The following is a 16,756-nucleotide window of genomic DNA, read 5'->3' as shown; positions in this document are numbered from 1 at the left end:
ACAACCCGCCGCAGCGGGCTGCCCTGCCGTGGGTGCGGTGAACGCTACTGAGCCGGAGGGGGCATCAGCACCGTGTCGATCATGTACACGGTCGCGTTCGCGGTGTGCACCCCGCCGCACACCAAGCCCGCATCGTTGACCTTGAGGTCATTTCCCTGACCGGTCACCGTTGAGTTGGCGCCCTGAAGGGTCGCGTGGGTGCCGTCGACTTTGGCCGGACTCAACTGGCCCTGCACCACGTGGTAGGTCAGGATGCTTTTGAGCAGCGGCGCATCCGTCTTGAGTTTGTCGACGGTGGCCGGCGGAAGTTTGCCGAACGCGGCGTCGGTCGGGGCGAACACGGTGTACTGCCCGTTGTTCAGGGTGTCGACGAGGTTCACGTTCGGGTTCAGCTTGCCCGATAGCGCGGAGGTCAGGGTGGTCAGCATCGGGTTGTTCGACGCCGCCGTCGCGACCGGGTCCTGCGCCATCCCGGCCACCGACCCGGGGCCGCTGGGATTCTGCCCGGCGTAGGCCGAGCACCCGGACCCGATGAGGTCCGCGGCCGGATCCGCCGGTGCGGACGTCATGGCCGGTGCCGCCATGCTGCTCGTCGGTGTCGCGCTGGTGGTGCTCTGAGCGGCGGGCTTGTTGCTCGAACACCCCGAGAAGCCCACGATCGCGATTGCGGCGAGGCTCGTCGCCGCAAGTGTCTTGGCCTGCACATTCGTCATGAATTTCGATTCCTTTGCTACCCACGGCCTGCCGCCGTCGTTCCGGTTGGACAGCAGTGATTCGGAGTGACACCGGTCACGGATGGGGTCCGAGGGTCCTTCATTTTCGGCGTCTCCCGAAAACTCGACGCAGGGGTGCGACGTCGGCGCGCCGAAACGGCACAATGGATGGGTGACCAGCCCGACGACCACCGATGCCACCGGCCGCCTGCGCGTGCTGGTCTTGGGCAGCACCGGCTCCATCGGCACCCAGGCGCTCGACGTCATCGCCGAAAACCCCGACCGCTTCGAAGTGGTCGGGCTGGCCGCCGGCGGGGCAAACCCGGAGACACTGCGACGGCAGCGCGCCGAGACCGGCGTGACCAACGTCGCCGTCGCCGACGAGCGCGCGGCCGCGCTGCTCGGGGACGTGCCGCTGCGCGGCCCCGACGCGGTCACCCGGCTGGTCGAGGAAACCGAGGCCGACGTCGTGCTGAATGCCCTGGTCGGAGCGCTGGGCCTGCGACCGACCCTGGCGGCACTGAAATCGGGTGCGCGGCTGGCGCTGGCGAACAAGGAATCGCTGATCGCCGGCGGTCCGCTGGTCCTGAAGGCCGCGCGGCCGGGCCAGATCGTGCCGGTGGATTCCGAGCACTCCGCGCTGGCGCAGTGCCTGCGCGGCGGCGCCCCCGACGAGGTCGCGAAGCTGGTGCTGACCGCCTCCGGGGGGCCGTTCCGCGGCTGGACCGCCGCCGACCTGGAGGCCGTCACGCCCGCGCAGGCCGGCGCCCATCCGACCTGGTCGATGGGGCCGATGAACACGCTGAACTCGGCGTCGCTGGTCAACAAGGGTCTCGAGCTCATCGAGACGCACCTGCTGTTCGGCGTTCCCTACGACCGCATCGACGTGGTGGTGCACCCGCAGTCGATTGTTCATTCGATGGTCACGTTTACCGATGGGTCGACGATCGCGCAGGCCAGCCCGCCGGACATGAAGCTGCCCATCTCGCTGGCGCTGGGCTGGCCGCGGCGGGTGCCCGCCGCGGCGGCGGCCTGCGACTTCAGCACCGCTTCTACCTGGGAATTCGAGCCGCTGGACGCCGCTGTTTTCCCCGCAGTGGAGCTGGCGCGGCGGGCCGGGGAGACCGGCGGCTGCATGACGGCGGTGTACAACGCCGCGAATGAGGAGGCCGCCGCGGCGTTCCTGGAGGGGCGGATCAAGTTCGGAGCGATCGTCAGAACAATCGCCGACGTGCTGCACGCCGCAGACCAATGGGCCGTTTTACCCGCTACCGTGGATGACGTACTAGACGCGCAGCGCTGGGCGCGTGAGCGAGCACAACGAGCCGTGCGAGCCGCGAGCCCCGCGGGGGTCTGAAGAAGGACTCCGCAGAAGTTTTGAAATGGTCTTAGAAAGGTCCTAGCGCCTGATGTTCGCTATCGGCATTGCGATGTTCGCGCTCGCCATCTTGGTCTCGGTGGCGCTGCACGAGTGCGGGCACATGTGGGTCGCCCGCGCGACCGGCATGAAGGTGCGCCGCTACTTCGTCGGGTTCGGTCCCACGCTGTGGTCCACCCGGCGCGGCGAGACCCAGTACGGCTTCAAGGCCATCCCGTTGGGCGGATTCTGCGACATCGCCGGGATGACGCCCGTCGAGGACCTGGCGCCCGACGAGGGCGAGCGGGCCATGTTCAAGCAGAAGACGTGGAAGCGCGTCGCGGTGCTGTTCGCCGGGCCCGGCATGAACTTCATCATTTGCATGGTGTTGCTCTACGCCATCGCCCTGATCTGGGGGCTGCCCAACCTGCACCCGCCCACCCAGGCCCTGGTCGGCGAAACCGCTTGCGCCCCAGCCGAAATCGCGCCGGGCAAGTTCGGGACCTGCACCGGCCCGGGCCCGGCCGCGTCGGCCGGCATTCGCCCCGGCGACGTCGTCGTCAAGGTCGGTGACACCCCGGTGTCCACCTTCGAGGACATGGCCGCCGCGGTGCGCAAGTCGCACGGCACCGTCCCGGTCGTCGTGCAGCGCAACGGCTCCTCGATCACCACCTACGTCGACGTCACGCCCACCCAGCGCTACGGCGCGAACGGCCAGGGCGACCAGAACCAGCCGTCCACCGTCGGCGCCATCGGCGTCGCGCCCGTCCACGCGGGTCCCACCCACTACGGCGTGCTGTCGGCCGTCCCCGCCACCTTCACCTTCACCGGCGACCTGACCGTCGAGGTGGGCAAGGCGCTGATGGCCATCCCGTCGAAGGTCGGCGCGCTGGTGCACGCCATCGGCGGCGGGCAGCGCGACCCGCAGACCCCGATCAGCGTCGTCGGGGCCAGCATCATCGGTGGCGACACCGTCGACCACGGGCTGTGGGTGGCGTTCTGGTTCTTCCTGGCCCAGCTGAACCTCATCCTGGGGGCGATCAACCTGGTGCCGCTGCTGCCGTTCGACGGCGGCCACATCGCCATCGCGGTGTTCGAGAAGATCCGCAACGTCATCCGGTCCACCCGCGGACTGGTCGCGGCGGCGCCGGTGAACTATCTCAAGCTGATGCCGGCGACCTACGTGGTGCTGGTATTCGTGGTGGGGTACATGCTGCTGACGGTGACCGCCGATCTGGTCAACCCGATCCGGCTCTTCCAGTAACTACCGAAGGAATTGAAAACAGTGGACATTGGCTTGGGCATGCCGCAGGCCCCGCCACCCACGCTTGCGCCCCGGCGTAAAACGCGCCAGTTGATGGTCCGCGACGTCGGGATCGGCAGCGACTCCCCGATCTCGGTGCAGTCGATGTGCACCACCAAAACCCACGACGTCAATACGACGCTGCAGCAGATCGCCGAGCTGACGGCCGCGGGCTGCGACATCGTCCGGGTGGCCTGCCCGCGTCAGGAGGACGCCGACGCGCTGGGCGAGATCGCCCGGCACAGCCAGATCCCGGTGATCGCCGACATCCACTTCCAGCCGAAGTACATCTTCGCCGCGATCGACGCGGGATGTGCTGCGGTGCGGGTGAATCCGGGCAACATCAAGGAATTCGACGGCCGGGTCGGCGAGGTGGCCAAGGCCGCGGGCGCCGCGGGCATCCCGATCCGCATCGGCGTCAACGCCGGCTCGCTGGACAAGCGGTTCATGGAGAAGTACGGCAAGGCCACGCCCGAGGCGCTGGTCGAGTCGGCGCTGTGGGAGGCCTCGCTGTTCGAGGAGCACGGCTTCGGCGACATCAAGATCAGCGTCAAGCACAACGACCCCGTCGTGATGGTCGCCGCCTACGAGCAACTGGCCGCGCAGTGCGACTACCCGCTGCACCTCGGCGTCACCGAGGCTGGGCCCGCGTTCCAGGGCACCATCAAGTCCGCGGTCGCCTTCGGCGCGCTGCTGTCGCGCGGCATCGGCGACACCATTCGGGTGTCGCTGTCGGCGCCGCCGGTCGAGGAAGTCAAGGTCGGCATCCAGATCCTCGAATCGCTGAACCTGCGGCCGCGCGGGCTGGAGATCGTGTCCTGCCCGTCGTGCGGCCGTGCGCAGGTCGACGTCTACACCCTGGCCAACGCCGTCTCCGCCGGCCTCGACGGCCTCGATGTGCCGCTGCGGGTCGCCGTGATGGGCTGCGTCGTGAACGGTCCGGGCGAGGCCCGCGAAGCCGACCTGGGCGTCGCGTCCGGCAACGGCAAGGGCCAGATCTTCGTGCGTGGCGAGGTGATCAAGACGGTGCCCGAGGCCCAGATCGTCGAGACGCTGATCGAGGAGGCCATGCGCATTGCCTCGGAGATGGACAGCGATCACGGTCCTGAAACAACAGCGAGCGGTTCGCCGATTGTGACCGTAAGCTGATAATCGCCAGTTCGTTTCTGCTGGCGTTCGAGTCACACCACAGAGAGTTCGCCCCATGTCGGCTCCGCCTCTTTTTCGCCTAGTCGGCGACCGGCGGGTGTCCGTGGTGCGCGATGCCGCCGCGGTGTGGCGGGTGTTTAAGGCCGATCCGATCGGGTCGTGCATGGTCGCGTCCCGCGTCGCCGATCACGGCATCGAACCCAACGCGATCGGCGGCGAGCTGTGGACGCGGCGCGGCGCGGAGGAGTCGCTGTGCTTCGCCGGCGCCAACCTGATCCCGCTGCGGGGCGGGCCGGACGACCTGAACGCGTTCGCCGACGAGGCGATGAGCGCGACGCGCCGGTGTTCGTCGCTGGTCGGCAGGGCCGACCTGGTGATGCCGATGTGGGAGCGGCTGGAGCCGGCCTGGGGCCCGGCGCGCGACGTGCGGGCCGACCAGCCGCTGATGGCGCTGGCCACCCACCCCAGTTGTGAGCTGGACGCGGAGGTGCGTCAGGTGCGTCCCGAGGAGCTGGACGCCTACCTGGTGGCCGCCGTCGACATGTTCATCGGCGAGGTCGGCGTCGACCCGCGGCTCGGCGACGGCGGCCGCGGCTACCGGCGCCGGGTGGCCAGCCTGATCGCATCCGGGCGCGCGTGGGCCCGCTTCGAGCGCGGGCAGGTGATATTCAAGGCCGAGGTGGGGTCGCAGTCCCCGGGGGTTGGCCAGATCCAGGGCGTCTGGGTGCATCCCGAACGGCGCGGCCTGGGCCTGGGGGCCCGCGGCACCGCCATGCTGGCCGCGGTGATCGTCGGCAGCGGCCGCATCGCCAGCCTGTACGTGAACAACTTCAATACCGTGGCCCGCGCCGCCTACGCGCGGGTGGGCTTCGAGGAAGTCGGCACCTTCGCGACGGTGCTGCTCGACTAGGCCGTCCGGCCGCACGAGCGCCCGGCTGGCCGCACATTCGGCCCCGGGGATAAGCGATCGAACTAGATCACGGTTGCGTCTCGGTGTGTCTGCGGCGGACTGACCGTCACAGTTCTAACATCTGTCACGATGGCAACAACAACCTCTCAGATCTCGCTGGCATCAGCAGTCTCAACAGTTTCGGGCTTGCTGCTGGTCGCGGTCATCGCGCTGTCCGGGTGCACGCCGCGACCGGACGGCCCCGGCCCCGTCGCCGAAAAATTCTTCCACGCCCTGTCGGTCGGCGACACCGCGACGGCCGCGCAGTTCTGCGACAGCGTCAACGAGGCCCGCGAGGCGCTCAACGCCGCGTGGTCCGGGCTGCAGGCCACCCACCTGGACGCGCAGGTGCTCAGCGCGAAGCACGCCGAGGACACCGGCACGGTCAGCTACCGCTTCACCTGGCACCTGCCCAAGAACCGGACCTGGAACTACGACGGCCAGCTGCAGATGGCGCGCTACGAGGGCCGCTGGGAGGTCCGCTGGACGCCGACCGGGCTGCATCCCCGGCTCGGCGAACACCAGACGTTCGCGCTGCGGGCCGACCAGCCGCGGCGCGCGTCGGTGAACGAAATCGGCGGCAGCGACGTGCTCGCGCCCGGCTACCGCTATCACTACACGCTGGACGCCGCCGCGGCCGGACCGCCGCAGTCGCTGAGCTTCACCACCCACTCGATCGTCGACGTGCTACGGCCGTTCAACGACACGCTGACCGACCCGCAGCTGCTCGCCGAGCGGGCCAGCTCGACGCCCAACCAGATAGACCTGGGCGTCACGCTGCTGCCCGCCGACAACGACAAGGTGTTCCCGTTGATCGGCAAGCTGCCCGGCATCGTCGTCACGCCGCAGCCCGACATGCTGGCCACCGACCCGCATTTCGCGCCCGCGGTGATCGGCGAGGTCAAAATGGCGGTGATCGACCAGCTCGACGGCCAGGCCGGCTGGCGGGTGGTCAGCGTCAACCAGAACAACGTCGACGTCGCCGTCCTGCACGAGGTCGAGGGGTCGCCCGCGCCGTCGGTGTCGATCACCCTGGACCGGGCGGTGCAGAACGCCGCGCAGCACGCCGTCGACACCCGCGGCGGCAAGGCGATGATCGTGGTGATCAAGCCGTCGTCGGGCGAGATCCTGGCGGTCGCGCAGAACGGCGGCGCCGACGCCGACGGCCTGCCCGCCACCAACGGCCTCTTCCCGCCGGGGTCGACGTTCAAGATGGTCACCGCCGGCGCGGCCATCGACCGCGACATGGCCTCGCCCAACACAATGCTGGGCTGCCCGGGCCACCTCGACATCGGCCACCGGACCATTCCCAACTACGGCGGCTTCGACCTCGGCGTGGTATCGATGTCACGTGCGTTCGCCAGCTCGTGCAACACCACCTTCGCGGAGCTGAGCAGCAAGATGCCGCCCCGCGGCCTGACCCAGGCGGCCACCCGCTACGGCATCGGGCTCGACTACACGGTCGACGGCATCACCACGGTGACCGGCTCGGTGCCGCCGACGGTCGACCTCGCCGAGCGCACCGAGGACGGCTTCGGCCAGGGCAAGGTGCTGGCCAGCCCGTTCGGCATGGCCCTGGTCGCGGCGACCGTCGACGCCGGCAAGACCCCGGTGCCGCAGCTGATCGCCGGCCGGCCGACGACGGTCGAGGGCGACAACACCCCGATCAGCCCGAAGATGGTCGACGCGCTGCGGCCGATGATGCGGCTGGTGGTGACCAACGGGACCGCCAAGGAGATCAACGGCTGCGGCGAGATCTACGGGAAGACCGGTGAGGCCGAGTTCCCGGGCGGATCGCACTCGTGGTTCGCCGGGTACCGCGGCGACCTGGCCTTCGCGACGCTGATCGTCGGGGGCGGCAGCTCGGAGTACGCGGTGCGGATGACCAAGGTGATGTTCGAGTCGATGCCCCCGGGCTACCTGGCGTAACGTCTCGTTCCCGCGAGGGCGGTAAATTTGCGGGCATGACCGACAGCGGTGGGGACATGCTCGCCTTGCGGGTGTCCGACGCCGACCGCAACGGCACGATGCGGCGACTGCACAACGCGGTTGCGCTCGGGCTGATCGATATCGACGAGTTCGAGCAGCGTTCGTCGCGGGTGTCCGACGCGCGGACCCAAAACGAGTTGGCCGGGCTGGTCAGCGACCTGCCCGGGCCGGGCGCCATCGTCACGTCGGCGGCCGACCGCGTCGAACTGCGCGGCTGGGCGGGCTCGCTGAAGCGCCACGGCGAATGGACGGTCCCCACCCGGTTGGCGCTGGTGCGCCGGCTCGGCTCGATCGAACTCGACCTCACCAAGGCCCGTTTCGCGGGGCCGGTCGTGGTCATCGAACTCGACATGCGATTCGGCTCGGTGGACATCCGGTTGCCCGAGGGCGCCAGCGCTTCCATCGACGACGTCGAGGTCTATGGCGGCAGCGCCAGCGACCGCCGCAGGGACGCCCTCGCGGAGGGAACGCCGCACGTCGTGCTGACCGGTCGGATGGTGTTCGGGTCGGTCGTCATCCGCGGCCCCCACCGGGCGTTGGGGCACTCGTTGCGCCGTCGGCTCCGAGGTCAGCCCGGCTAAACTAGCAAACATGCCTGCTCGCACCGCGCTTGCGCCGGGAGCGTTGTCGCCGACGCTGCCGGTGCCCAGCCGCATCCCGCGCCCCGAATACGCCTGGAAGCCGACCGTCAAGGAAGGCACCGAGCCGTGGGTGCAAACGCCGGAAGTGATCGAGAAGATGCGCGTCGCGGGCCGGATCGCGGCCGCCGCCCTGCAAGAGGCGGGCAAGGCCGTCGCCCCGGGTGTGACGACCGACGAACTGGACCGGATCGCCCACGAGTACATGGTCGACAACGGCGCCTACCCATCGACGCTGGGCTACAAGGGATTCCCGAAGTCCTGCTGCACGTCGCTCAACGAGGTCATCTGCCACGGCATCCCGGACTCGACGGTGGTCGAAGACGGTGACATCGTCAACATCGACGTCACCGCCTACATCGACGGCGTGCACGGCGACACCAACGCGACGTTTTTGGCCGGCGACGTGTCCGAGGAGCACCGGCTGCTCGTCGAGCGCACCCACGAGGCGACGATGCGGGCGATCAAGGCCGTCAAGCCCGGGCGCGCGCTGTCGGTCGTCGGGCGCGTCATCGAGGCGTACGCAAACCGGTTCGGGTACAACGTGGTTCGCGACTTCACCGGTCACGGCATCGGCACCACGTTCCACAACGGGCTGGTGGTGCTGCACTACGACCAGCCCGCCGTCGACACCATCATCGAGCCGGGCATGACGTTCACGATCGAACCGATGATCAACCTCGGCGCCCTGGACTACGAAATCTGGGACGACGGCTGGACGGTGGTCACCCGCGACCGCAAGTGGACCGCGCAGTTCGAGCACACCCTGCTGGTCACCGACACCGGCGCCGAGATCCTGACTCAGGTATAGGAATCCGTGAGCGGGGCTCTGCTCGTCGCGGGGACCAGCTCCGACGCGGGCAAGTCGGTGGTGGTGGCCGGGCTGTGCAGGCTGTTGGCCCGCAAGGGAATCCGGGTCGCGCCGTTCAAGGCGCAGAACATGTCCAACAACTCCGTCGTCACCGTCGAGGGCGGCGAAATCGGCCGGGCCCAGGCGCTGCAGGCCAGGGCGGCGGGGCTGGCGCCCAGCGTGCGGTTCAACCCGATCCTGCTCAAACCCGGCAGCGACCGGACGTCGCAGCTGGTGATCCGCGGGCAGGTCGCCGGCTCGGTTTCCGCCGCCTCCTATGTCCAGCATCGCGACGGTCTGCTCAATATCGTCATCGAGGAATTATCTTGTCTGCGTGACGAATTCGATGCGGTGATCTGTGAGGGAGCGGGCTCGCCGGCCGAGATCAACCTGCGGGCAACCGATCTGGCCAACATGGGACTGGCCCGGGCGGCGAACCTGCCGGTGATCCTGGTCGGTGACATCGACCGCGGCGGCCTGCTGGCGCATCTGTTCGGGACGGTCGCGGTGCTCGAGCCCGACGACCAGGCGCTGATCGCGGGCTTCGTCGTCAACAAGTTTCGCGGCGACCCCGCGCTGCTGGAGCCCGGGCTGCGGCAGCTGCTCGAGCTGACGGGCCGCCCCACCTACGGCGTGGTGCCCTACGCCGACGAGCTGTGGCTGGACGCCGAGGACTCGCTGTCGGTGGTCGCGCACAGCGTCGTCGGCACGCCGGCGCCCCCACGCGGCGACGAGTGGCTGCGGGTGGCCGCGGTGCGGCTGCCGCGGATCTCCAACTCCACCGACGTCGAGGCGCTGGCCTGCGAGCCGGGCGTGCTGGCGCGCTGGGTCAGCGACCCCGCCGACCTGGCCGACGCCGACCTGATCGTGCTGCCGGGCAGCAAGGCCACCGTCGCGGACCTGTCCTGGCTGCGCGAGCGCGGCCTTGCCGCCGCCATCGCCGAGCACGCCGGCGCGGGCAGGCCGGTGCTGGGCATCTGCGGCGGCATGCAGATGCTGTGCCGACGGATCACCGACACCGTGGAATCCCGCGCGGGCGACGTCGCCGGGCTGGGTCTGCTGGACGCCGACATCGCCTTCGGAGAGGTCAAGACGCTGCGCACCTGGCAAACGCCGCTGGCCGGATACGAGATCCACCACGGCCGGCTGACCCGGTCCGGCGAGGCGAGCTGGTTCGACGCCGACGGCGAACCGCAGGGCATCAGCCGCGGCGCGGTCTTCGGCACGCACTGGCACGGCCTGCTCGACAACGACGGTTTCCGGCGCTCGTGGCTTACCCGAGTCGCCGCCGCGGCGGGCCGGGCCGGCTTCGTCGTTGCCGACGACACGGACGTCGCGGGTCGGCGCGACGCCCAGCTGGACCGGATCGCCGACCTGTTGGGGGCCCACCTCGACACCGACGCGGTGCTGGGCCTGCTCGAGGGCCCGCCGCCGCGACGGCCGCACGTGGCCAGCGAGCTGAGGTCCGGATAACGGAGGAGAAACCTCGCGCATCCAGGCCCCTTCGCGCTAGCGTGCGTGAGTGTCTTCGATGATGACCACTCTCGACGGGTTTCCCGTCCCGGTGGACCTCGCGGGTCCGGAGAAGGGTGTCGTCGTCGTCATCCTGGGCGATGAGGACCGCCCGTTGGCCGCCTACGACGCGGTCTGCGATCGCCTGCACACCGCTTCGCTGCGGACCGTGGTGATCGGACTCGACCCGCGGCTGACGGCCAAGTCGGTGGTCGGCATTCTCGACGCGCTGGGGATCAGCTGGGCGGTGGTCGTCGGCGACCGCGCCGGCGGCGAACTCGCGTGGCAGCTCGCGGCGACCAGGGTCGGGCGGTTCGTCGGCCTGGTGGCCGTCGACCGCGGCCACCCGCGGGTGGCCGACCTCAACGGCGTGGTGCGCGACGAGCAGTGCCCGGCGGTCGAGGTCGGTACGACCGTGCTGGTCAGCTCGCCCGCCGCGCGGACGGTGGCCAACGACAGCCAGCGCTACGTCTACTCCGAATACCGCACCGTGGATCTGCTCACCCGGCGCAATGCGCAAGAGTCGACCGCCCAGTTGGCGGCCGAGATCGTGTTGCGCACCAGCACCTGGTAAAACGCCTGGTTGACTAGCGGGTCATGGGCCACCAGGAGAACCACCACGGCGCTGCGGACGATTCCGGTTCTGCGGGCCCGGCACCGCTGTCGCTGAGCGCGCTCGAACAGCTCGTCGGCATCGGCGAGGTGGACACCGTCATCGTGGCGTTCACCGACATGCAGGGCCGGCTGGTCGGCAAGCGGATCTCCGCGCGGCTGTTCGTCGACGAGGTCGTCGCCCATGGCGCCGAGTGCTGCGCCTACCTGCTGGCCGTCGACGTCGAAATGAACACCGTGTCCGGCTACGCGATGTCGAGCTGGGAGACCGGCTACGGCGACATGGTCATGACCCCGGACCTCGGCACGCTGCGGCTGATTCCCTGGCTGCCGGCCACCGCGCTGGTGATCGCCGACGTGGGCTGGGCCGACGGCAGCGCGGTCGGCGTCGCGCCGCGCGCGGTGCTGCGCCGCCAGCTCGACCGGCTGGCCGAGCGCGGGCTGGAAGCCGACGCCGCCACCGAGCTGGAGTTCATCGTGTTCGACGAGCCCTATCGCCAGGCATGGGCCGACGGCTACCGCGGGCTGACCCCGGCCAGCGATTACAACATCGACTACGCGATTCTGGCGTCGACGCGAATGGACCCGCTGCTGCGCGACATCCGGCTGGGCATGGAGGGCGCCGGGCTGCGGTTCGAGGCCGTCAAGGGCGAGTGCAACAACGGCCAGCAGGAGATCGGGTTCCGCTACGCCGACGCGCTCACCACCTGCGACAACCACGCCGTCTACAAGAACGGCGCCAAGGAGATCGCCGACCAGCACGGCAAGAGCCTGACCTTCATGGCGAAATACGATGAGCGCGAAGGCAATAGCTGCCACATCCACCTTTCGCTGCGCGCCACCGACGGTCCGGTGTTCGCCGACGCCGCGGGCCCGCACGGCATGTCGCCGACGTTCCGCCAGTTCGTCGCGGGCCTGCTGGCCACGCTGCGCGAGCTCACCCTGTTCTTCGCGCCGAACATCAACTCCTACAAGCGTTTTGCCGACGGGAGCTTCGCGCCCACCGCGCTGTGCTGGGGGCTGGACAACCGCACCTGTGCGCTGCGCGTCGTCGGCCACGGGGACGGCATGCGGGTCGAATGCCGGGTCGCCGGCGGCGATGTCAACCCCTACCTCGCGGTCGCGGCGCTGATCGCGGGCGGCCTGTACGGTATCGACAAGGGCCTTCAGCTGCCCGAGCCATACCCCGGCAACGCCTACGAAGCCGCCGGCGTGCAGCGGCTGCCCGCCACGCTGGCCGAGGCGGCGGCGCTGTTCGAGAACTCGGAGCTCGCGGCCGAAGTATTCGGCGACGATGTGGTCGCGCACTACCTGAACAACGCGCGCGTGGAGTTGGCGGCGTTCAACGCGGCGGTCACCGATTGGGAGAGGAAGCGTGGGTTTGAGCGCCTCTAGGCCGGTGGTGGGCCTGACCAGTTACCTGGAACAGGTGCGGACCGGGATCTGGGACGTCTCCGCCGGTTACCTGCCCGCGGATTACTTCCAGGGCATCATCGCCGCCGGCGGCATCGCGGTGCTGCTGCCGCCGCAGCCGGCGGACGCCGACGTCGTCGGCTCGGCGCTGGACAGCCTGGACGCGCTGGTGATCACCGGCGGCTACGACCTGGACCCCGATGCCTATGGGCAGCAACGGCATTCGACCACCGACGAGCCGCGCACCGACCGCGACGCGTGGGAGTTCGCGCTGCTGCGCGGCGCGCTGGACCGGGGCCTGCCGGTGCTGGGCATCTGCCGGGGCGCGCAGGTGCTCAACGTCGCGTTCGGCGGCACGCTGCACCAGCACCTGCCCGACGTCCTCGGGCACAACGGGCACCGGGCCGGCAACGGGATCTTCAACCGGCTGTCGGTGCGCACCGTGCCGGGCACCCGGTTGGCCGGGCTGCTCGGCGAGTCGGCCGACGCCTCCTGCTATCACCATCAGGCCATCGACAAGGTCGGCGAGTTGTTAGTGGTCAGCGCCTGGGACGCGGACGAGGTGGTCGAGGCGCTGGAGCTGCCCGGCGAGAACTTCGTCCTCGCGGTGCAGTGGCATCCGGAGAAGACCCTGGACGACCTGCGCCTGTTCCAGGCGGTGGTGGACGCCGCCCGGTCGTACGCCGGCAGCCGATGAGCGCGGCGCAGCTGGTCAATCCGGCCACCGAGGAAGTGCTGGCCTCGGTCGAGCTGCTCGACGCCGCGGCCGTCGATGACGCGGTGGCGCGCGCGGCGGCGGCCCAGCGGCGCTGGGCGCGGGTGTCGCCTGCCGAACGCGCGGCCGGGCTGCGCGCCTTCGCCGCGGCCGTCGACGCCCACGTCGACGAGCTGGCCGCGCTCGAGGTCGCCAATTCCGGGCACCCGATCTCCTCGGCGGACTGGGAAGCCGGCCATGTCCGCGACGTGCTGGCGTTCTATGCCGGCAGCCCGGAACGCTTGTCCGGCAAGCAGATTCCCGTCGCCGGCGGACTCGACGTGACGTTCAACGAGCCGCTGGGTGTGGTCGGGGTGATCACGCCGTGGAATTTCCCGATGATGATCGCGTCGTGGGGCATCGCCCCGGCGCTGGCCGCTGGCAACGCCGTGCTGGTCAAACCGGCCGAGTGGACGCCGCTGACCACGCTGCGGCTCGGCGAGCTGGCGGTCGAGGCCGGGCTGGACCGCGACCTGCTGCAGGTGCTGCCCGGGGCCGGCCCGGTGGTGGGGGAGCGGCTCGTCACCCACCCGGGGGTCCGCAAGATCGTGTTCACCGGGTCCACCAGGGTCGGCAAGTCGGTGATGACCGGGGCGGCTGCCCACGTCAAACGGGTGACCCTGGAGCTGGGCGGCAAGAGCGCCAACATCGTCTTCGACGACTGCGACCTTGAGCTTGCCGCGGCCAGCGCGCCCGGCGGCGTCTTCGACAACGCCGGCCAGGACTGCTGTGCCCGCAGCCGAATCCTGGTGCAGCGCAACGTCTACGACCGCTTTATGGAGCTGCTCGAGCCGGCGGTAAAGGCCGTCGCCGTCGGCGATCCCGCCTCCCGCGACACCGAGATGGGCCCGCTGGTCTCGGCGGCGCATCGCGACAAGGTGGCCTCCTATGTGCCCGACGACGCGCCCGTCGCGTTTCGCGGCAGCGCGCCGACTGGGCGTGGATTCTGGTTCCCGCCAACGGTATTGACGCCACAGCGTGGTGACCGCGCCGTGACGGACGAGATCTTCGGTCCTGTCGTCGCGGTGCTGCCGTTCGACGACGAGGCCGACGCCATCGCGCTGGCCAACGACACCGCCTACGGCCTGTCGGGATCGATCTGGACCGACGACCTGTCCCGCGCGCTGCGGGTGTCGCGGGCCGTGGAAGCCGGCAACCTGTCGGTGAATTCGCACTCCTCGGTGCGGTACAACACGCCGTTCGGCGGCTTCAAACAGTCGGGCCTGGGCCGCGAGCTGGGCCCGGACGCGCCGCTGGGATTCACCGAGACCAAGAACGTGTTCGTCGCGATCAAGGAGGACACCTGATGGACCTGACCCGACGGCTGGCGGGCCGGGTGGCGGTCATCACCGGCGGCGGCAGCGGCATCGGCCTGGCGGCGGCCCGGCGGATGCACGCCGAAGGCGCGCGAATCGTCGTGGGCGACCTGGACGCCGACAGCGGGGCAGCCGTCGCCGAAGAGCTGTCGGGTTTGTTTGTGCCGGTGGATGTTTCCGACGAGGGCGCCGTCGACACGCTGTTCGATGCGGCGGCGCACACCTACGGCTCGGTGGACATCGCGTTCAACAACGCCGGCATCTCGCCGCCCGACGACGACCTGATCGAGAACACCGGGCTGGCGGCGTGGCAACGGGTCCAGGACGTCAACCTCACCTCGGTGTACCTGTGCTGCCGGGCGGCGCTGCGGCACATGGTGCCCGCGGGGCGCGGGTCGATCGTCAACACGGCGTCGTTCGTCGCGGTGCTGGGCTCGGCGACGTCGCAGATTTCCTACACCGCGTCCAAGGGCGGCGTGCTGGCCATGTCGCGGGAGCTGGGCGTGCAATACGCGCGGCAGGGGATCCGGGTCAACGCGCTGTGCCCGGGCCCGGTCAACACCCCGCTGCTGCAGGAGCTCTTCGCGAAGGACCCCGAGCGGGCCGCGCGCCGGCTGGTGCACGTGCCGGTCGGACGATTCGCCGAGGCCGACGAAATCGCCGCCGCGGTGGCGTTTTTGGCCAGCGACGACGCATCGTTCATCACGGCCTCGACGTTCCTGGTCGACGGCGGCATCAGCTCGGCCTACGTCACACCGCTCTGACGGCCGCCCCCGCGAGGGCCAACCCGGCGCCGGTCGACCAGGCCGGCGGCACCGACAGCATCCCGGTCGAGCCCGCGCGACCCAGCCGCGCGGTGATCACCGGGCTGGTGGCGCCGCCCTGGTTCGGCAACAGCCAGCGCAACGCCGCCGACTTGTTGAGCGAATTCAGGTGGGCGATCGCCAGACCCGACGGCGCGGTCAGGGAACTCAGCTTCGACAACGACGGCGTCACCGGTGCCAGGGCGGCGTCGAAGGTCGTCGGTGGTGAATGCGAGATCCCGTGCAGGGCTTGGGGAATCGCATCCATCACCTGCTGGCCCGCGGCCACGAGCTCCGGCGCCGATTGCAGAACCCAGCTGCGGGGCTCCCGCGCCGCGGCGCTGGGCGGCGAGCTGAACGGGGCGATGGTCGACGCGTCGGCGCAGGCGCCGGCGTAGGCGTACATGGCGTCGACGTTCTGGGCCCACATCCGTTCGTAGTCGGACTCGGCCGCCGCGATGGCCGGGCCGTGCTGGCCCAGGCAGTTCGTCGCGACCAGGGCCGTCCGCAGTGCGCGGTTGCCGGCGACGGCCGCGGGTGTGGCCGACGCGGCCAGCGCCGTCTCGTAGGCGTGTGCGGCCGCGCCGGCGTGAGCGGCCGCCTGCTGAGCGTGCCCGGCGGCGGAGCTCAGCCAATCGACGAACAGGGCCGCGGCGTCGGTCACCGCGGTTGCCACGGCCGCCCTCGCCGCGAGCTTCGAGGTCACCGCCCGGTAATCGGCGGCCGCGGTGGAGAGCCGAATGGTCAATTGTTCCCAGGCAGTGACGGATTCGAGCAATGTGGTGCAGCCGGGGCCTTGATGCAGGCGCCCGGACGTGACTTCGGGTGGGAGTGCTGCGAAATTCATGGCCACCTCCTTAAACCAGATAGACGCAGGGGTTACGCACCTACGTGTTTGTCGGATGCGTCACAGAGCTTTTGACGCGGGAGAGCACGACGGCGTGGCGCCAACCGATCAGACTCGGGTGACGCAGAGGTGGGTCAATAGATCTCGGCCGGCAAGCGCGGGCGTGGGCGGGACGGAGGCAACGTTGTCGGGCGGGACGCCCGAGGCGGCGAGCGAGGGCGGCAGCGGCGACCAGACCGCGTCCGGCGTCAGGCGGGGCCACGTCGGCGGCCGCTCGCGCGTCATCCACGCGTTCGTGGTGACCTTTTCGTCCACCGGCGCGTCCCTGTGCAGACTCACCGGGGCGTGCTCAGCCGGCTGCGCGGCGTGGGCCTGTTGGGACTGCGCCGCCAGCTGCGGCAGCGCGACGCCCGCCACCGCGGACCCGCGCGCCGCCCACCCGGTCACGACCGCGGCGAACACCCCCAGGGCCGCGACCACCGCGATGGCCAACCGCCATCGCCGAGTCCCGCCAGCGCCCCGATACCTCACAGTGGCCCGACTGTATACGC

At 70.1% G+C, this 16,756-nt stretch carries 16 protein-coding genes; 13 read left to right on the top strand and 3 right to left on the bottom strand.

Going from position 1 to position 16,756, the window contains the following annotated elements:
- Positions 1 to 44 precede the first annotated feature (44 nt).
- A complete protein-coding gene (locus MRAB57_RS27020; protein ID WP_077090900.1) occupies positions 45 to 713 on the bottom strand; it encodes a fasciclin domain-containing protein in 669 nt (222 codons plus the stop codon).
- Positions 714 to 885: 172 nt separating this feature from the next.
- On the opposite strand from MRAB57_RS27020, the gene dxr reads away from it, so the two are divergent.
- The 13 genes from dxr (at position 886) to MRAB57_RS26955 (ending at position 15,319) form a co-directional block, all read left to right on the top strand.
- Entirely contained in the window at positions 886 to 2,070 is a 1,185-nt protein-coding gene (gene dxr / locus MRAB57_RS27015) for a 1-deoxy-D-xylulose-5-phosphate reductoisomerase (RefSeq protein WP_077090068.1), read from the top strand.
- 49 nt (positions 2,071 to 2,119) lie between these two features.
- Positions 2,120 to 3,334: a M50 family metallopeptidase gene (locus tag MRAB57_RS27010; RefSeq protein ID WP_077090067.1), complete on the top strand. Its 1,215-nt coding sequence runs from the start codon at positions 2,120 to 2,122 to the stop codon at positions 3,332 to 3,334.
- 21 nt (positions 3,335 to 3,355) lie between these two features.
- Positions 3,356 to 4,522, top strand: coding sequence for a flavodoxin-dependent (E)-4-hydroxy-3-methylbut-2-enyl-diphosphate synthase (ispG, locus tag MRAB57_RS27005; RefSeq protein ID WP_108638014.1), 1,167 nt, complete (start codon positions 3,356 to 3,358; stop codon positions 4,520 to 4,522).
- A gap of 55 nt (positions 4,523 to 4,577) precedes the next feature.
- Positions 4,578 to 5,432 (top strand): GNAT family N-acetyltransferase, encoded by an 855-nt coding sequence (locus MRAB57_RS27000; protein WP_077090066.1) that lies wholly within the window; start codon positions 4,578 to 4,580, stop codon positions 5,430 to 5,432.
- 129 nt (positions 5,433 to 5,561) lie between these two features.
- Positions 5,562 to 7,400: a penicillin-binding transpeptidase domain-containing protein gene (locus tag MRAB57_RS26995; protein WP_077090065.1), complete on the top strand. Its 1,839-nt coding sequence runs from the start codon at positions 5,562 to 5,564 to the stop codon at positions 7,398 to 7,400.
- A 35-nt stretch (positions 7,401 to 7,435) separates the two neighbouring features.
- Complete coding sequence (locus MRAB57_RS26990; protein ID WP_077090064.1) at positions 7,436 to 8,041, top strand: DUF1707 SHOCT-like domain-containing protein; 606 nt, start codon at positions 7,436 to 7,438, stop codon at positions 8,039 to 8,041.
- Positions 8,042 to 8,051: 10 nt separating this feature from the next.
- The gene (gene map / locus MRAB57_RS26985) at positions 8,052 to 8,909 is read left to right on the top strand and encodes a type I methionyl aminopeptidase (protein WP_077090063.1); all 858 of its coding nucleotides are present in this window, start codon (positions 8,052 to 8,054) and stop codon (positions 8,907 to 8,909) included.
- Positions 8,910 to 8,915: 6 nt separating this feature from the next.
- Entirely contained in the window at positions 8,916 to 10,421 is a 1,506-nt protein-coding gene (locus MRAB57_RS26980) for a cobyric acid synthase (RefSeq protein WP_077090062.1), read from the top strand.
- Between the two features lie 58 nt (positions 10,422 to 10,479).
- Entirely contained in the window at positions 10,480 to 11,034 is a 555-nt protein-coding gene (locus MRAB57_RS26975; protein WP_077090061.1) for an alpha/beta hydrolase, read from the top strand.
- A 23-nt stretch (positions 11,035 to 11,057) separates the two neighbouring features.
- Complete coding sequence (locus tag MRAB57_RS26970; protein ID WP_077090060.1) at positions 11,058 to 12,467, top strand: glutamine synthetase family protein; 1,410 nt, start codon at positions 11,058 to 11,060, stop codon at positions 12,465 to 12,467.
- Complete coding sequence (locus MRAB57_RS26965) at positions 12,433 to 13,182, top strand: gamma-glutamyl-gamma-aminobutyrate hydrolase family protein (RefSeq protein ID WP_077090059.1); 750 nt, start codon at positions 12,433 to 12,435, stop codon at positions 13,180 to 13,182. Before MRAB57_RS26970 ends, MRAB57_RS26965 begins: the two co-directional genes overlap by 35 nt.
- A complete protein-coding gene (locus tag MRAB57_RS26960; RefSeq protein ID WP_077090058.1) occupies positions 13,179 to 14,546 on the top strand; it encodes an aldehyde dehydrogenase family protein in 1,368 nt (455 codons plus the stop codon). The genes MRAB57_RS26965 and MRAB57_RS26960 overlap by 4 nt, the downstream gene beginning before the upstream one ends.
- On the top strand, positions 14,543 to 15,319 hold the full coding sequence (locus MRAB57_RS26955) for a 3-oxoacyl-ACP reductase (RefSeq protein WP_108638013.1): 777 nt from the start codon (positions 14,543 to 14,545) through the stop codon (positions 15,317 to 15,319). The genes MRAB57_RS26960 and MRAB57_RS26955 overlap by 4 nt, the downstream gene beginning before the upstream one ends.
- On the opposite strand, the gene MRAB57_RS26950 is transcribed toward MRAB57_RS26955, so the two are convergent.
- Positions 15,306 to 16,205 carry a PPE family protein gene (locus MRAB57_RS26950; RefSeq protein WP_077090056.1) on the bottom strand — a complete coding sequence of 300 codons (900 nt, stop codon included), beginning with the start codon at positions 16,203 to 16,205 and terminating at the stop codon, positions 15,306 to 15,308. The two genes, MRAB57_RS26955 and MRAB57_RS26950, sit on opposite strands and share 14 nt — an antisense overlap.
- A gap of 108 nt (positions 16,206 to 16,313) precedes the next feature.
- Entirely contained in the window at positions 16,314 to 16,697 is a 384-nt protein-coding gene (locus tag MRAB57_RS26945; RefSeq protein ID WP_083743541.1) for a hypothetical protein, read from the bottom strand.
- Positions 16,698 to 16,756: the final 59 nt, after the last annotated feature.

The sequence above is a fragment of the Mycobacterium rhizamassiliense genome (genome assembly GCF_900157375.1).
Lineage (GTDB): Bacteria > Actinomycetota > Actinomycetes > Mycobacteriales > Mycobacteriaceae > Mycobacterium > Mycobacterium rhizamassiliense.
The sequence above is the reverse complement of the archived record's forward strand: the minus strand, read 5'-3'. Positions and strand labels throughout refer to the sequence as shown.

What these genes read in the sequence shown, in the direction of transcription:
- MRAB57_RS27020 (WP_077090900.1), bottom strand. Translation starts at nt 713, where the DNA reads ATGACGAATGTGCAGGCCAAGACACTTGCGGCGACGAGCCTCGCCGCA.
- MRAB57_RS27000 (WP_077090066.1), top strand. Translation starts at nt 4,578, where the DNA reads ATGTCGGCTCCGCCTCTTTTTCGCCTAGTCGGCGACCGGCGGGTGTCC.
- MRAB57_RS26995 (WP_077090065.1), top strand. Translation starts at nt 5,562, where the DNA reads ATGGCAACAACAACCTCTCAGATCTCGCTGGCATCAGCAGTCTCAACA.
- MRAB57_RS26990 (WP_077090064.1), top strand. Translation starts at nt 7,436, where the DNA reads ATGACCGACAGCGGTGGGGACATGCTCGCCTTGCGGGTGTCCGACGCC.
- map (WP_077090063.1), top strand. Translation starts at nt 8,052, where the DNA reads ATGCCTGCTCGCACCGCGCTTGCGCCGGGAGCGTTGTCGCCGACGCTG.
- MRAB57_RS26975 (WP_077090061.1), top strand. Translation starts at nt 10,480, where the DNA reads ATGATGACCACTCTCGACGGGTTTCCCGTCCCGGTGGACCTCGCGGGT.
- MRAB57_RS26970 (WP_077090060.1), top strand. Translation starts at nt 11,058, where the DNA reads ATGGGCCACCAGGAGAACCACCACGGCGCTGCGGACGATTCCGGTTCT.
- MRAB57_RS26960 (WP_077090058.1), top strand. Translation starts at nt 13,179, where the DNA reads ATGAGCGCGGCGCAGCTGGTCAATCCGGCCACCGAGGAAGTGCTGGCC.
- MRAB57_RS26950 (WP_077090056.1), bottom strand. Translation starts at nt 16,205, where the DNA reads ATGAATTTCGCAGCACTCCCACCCGAAGTCACGTCCGGGCGCCTGCAT.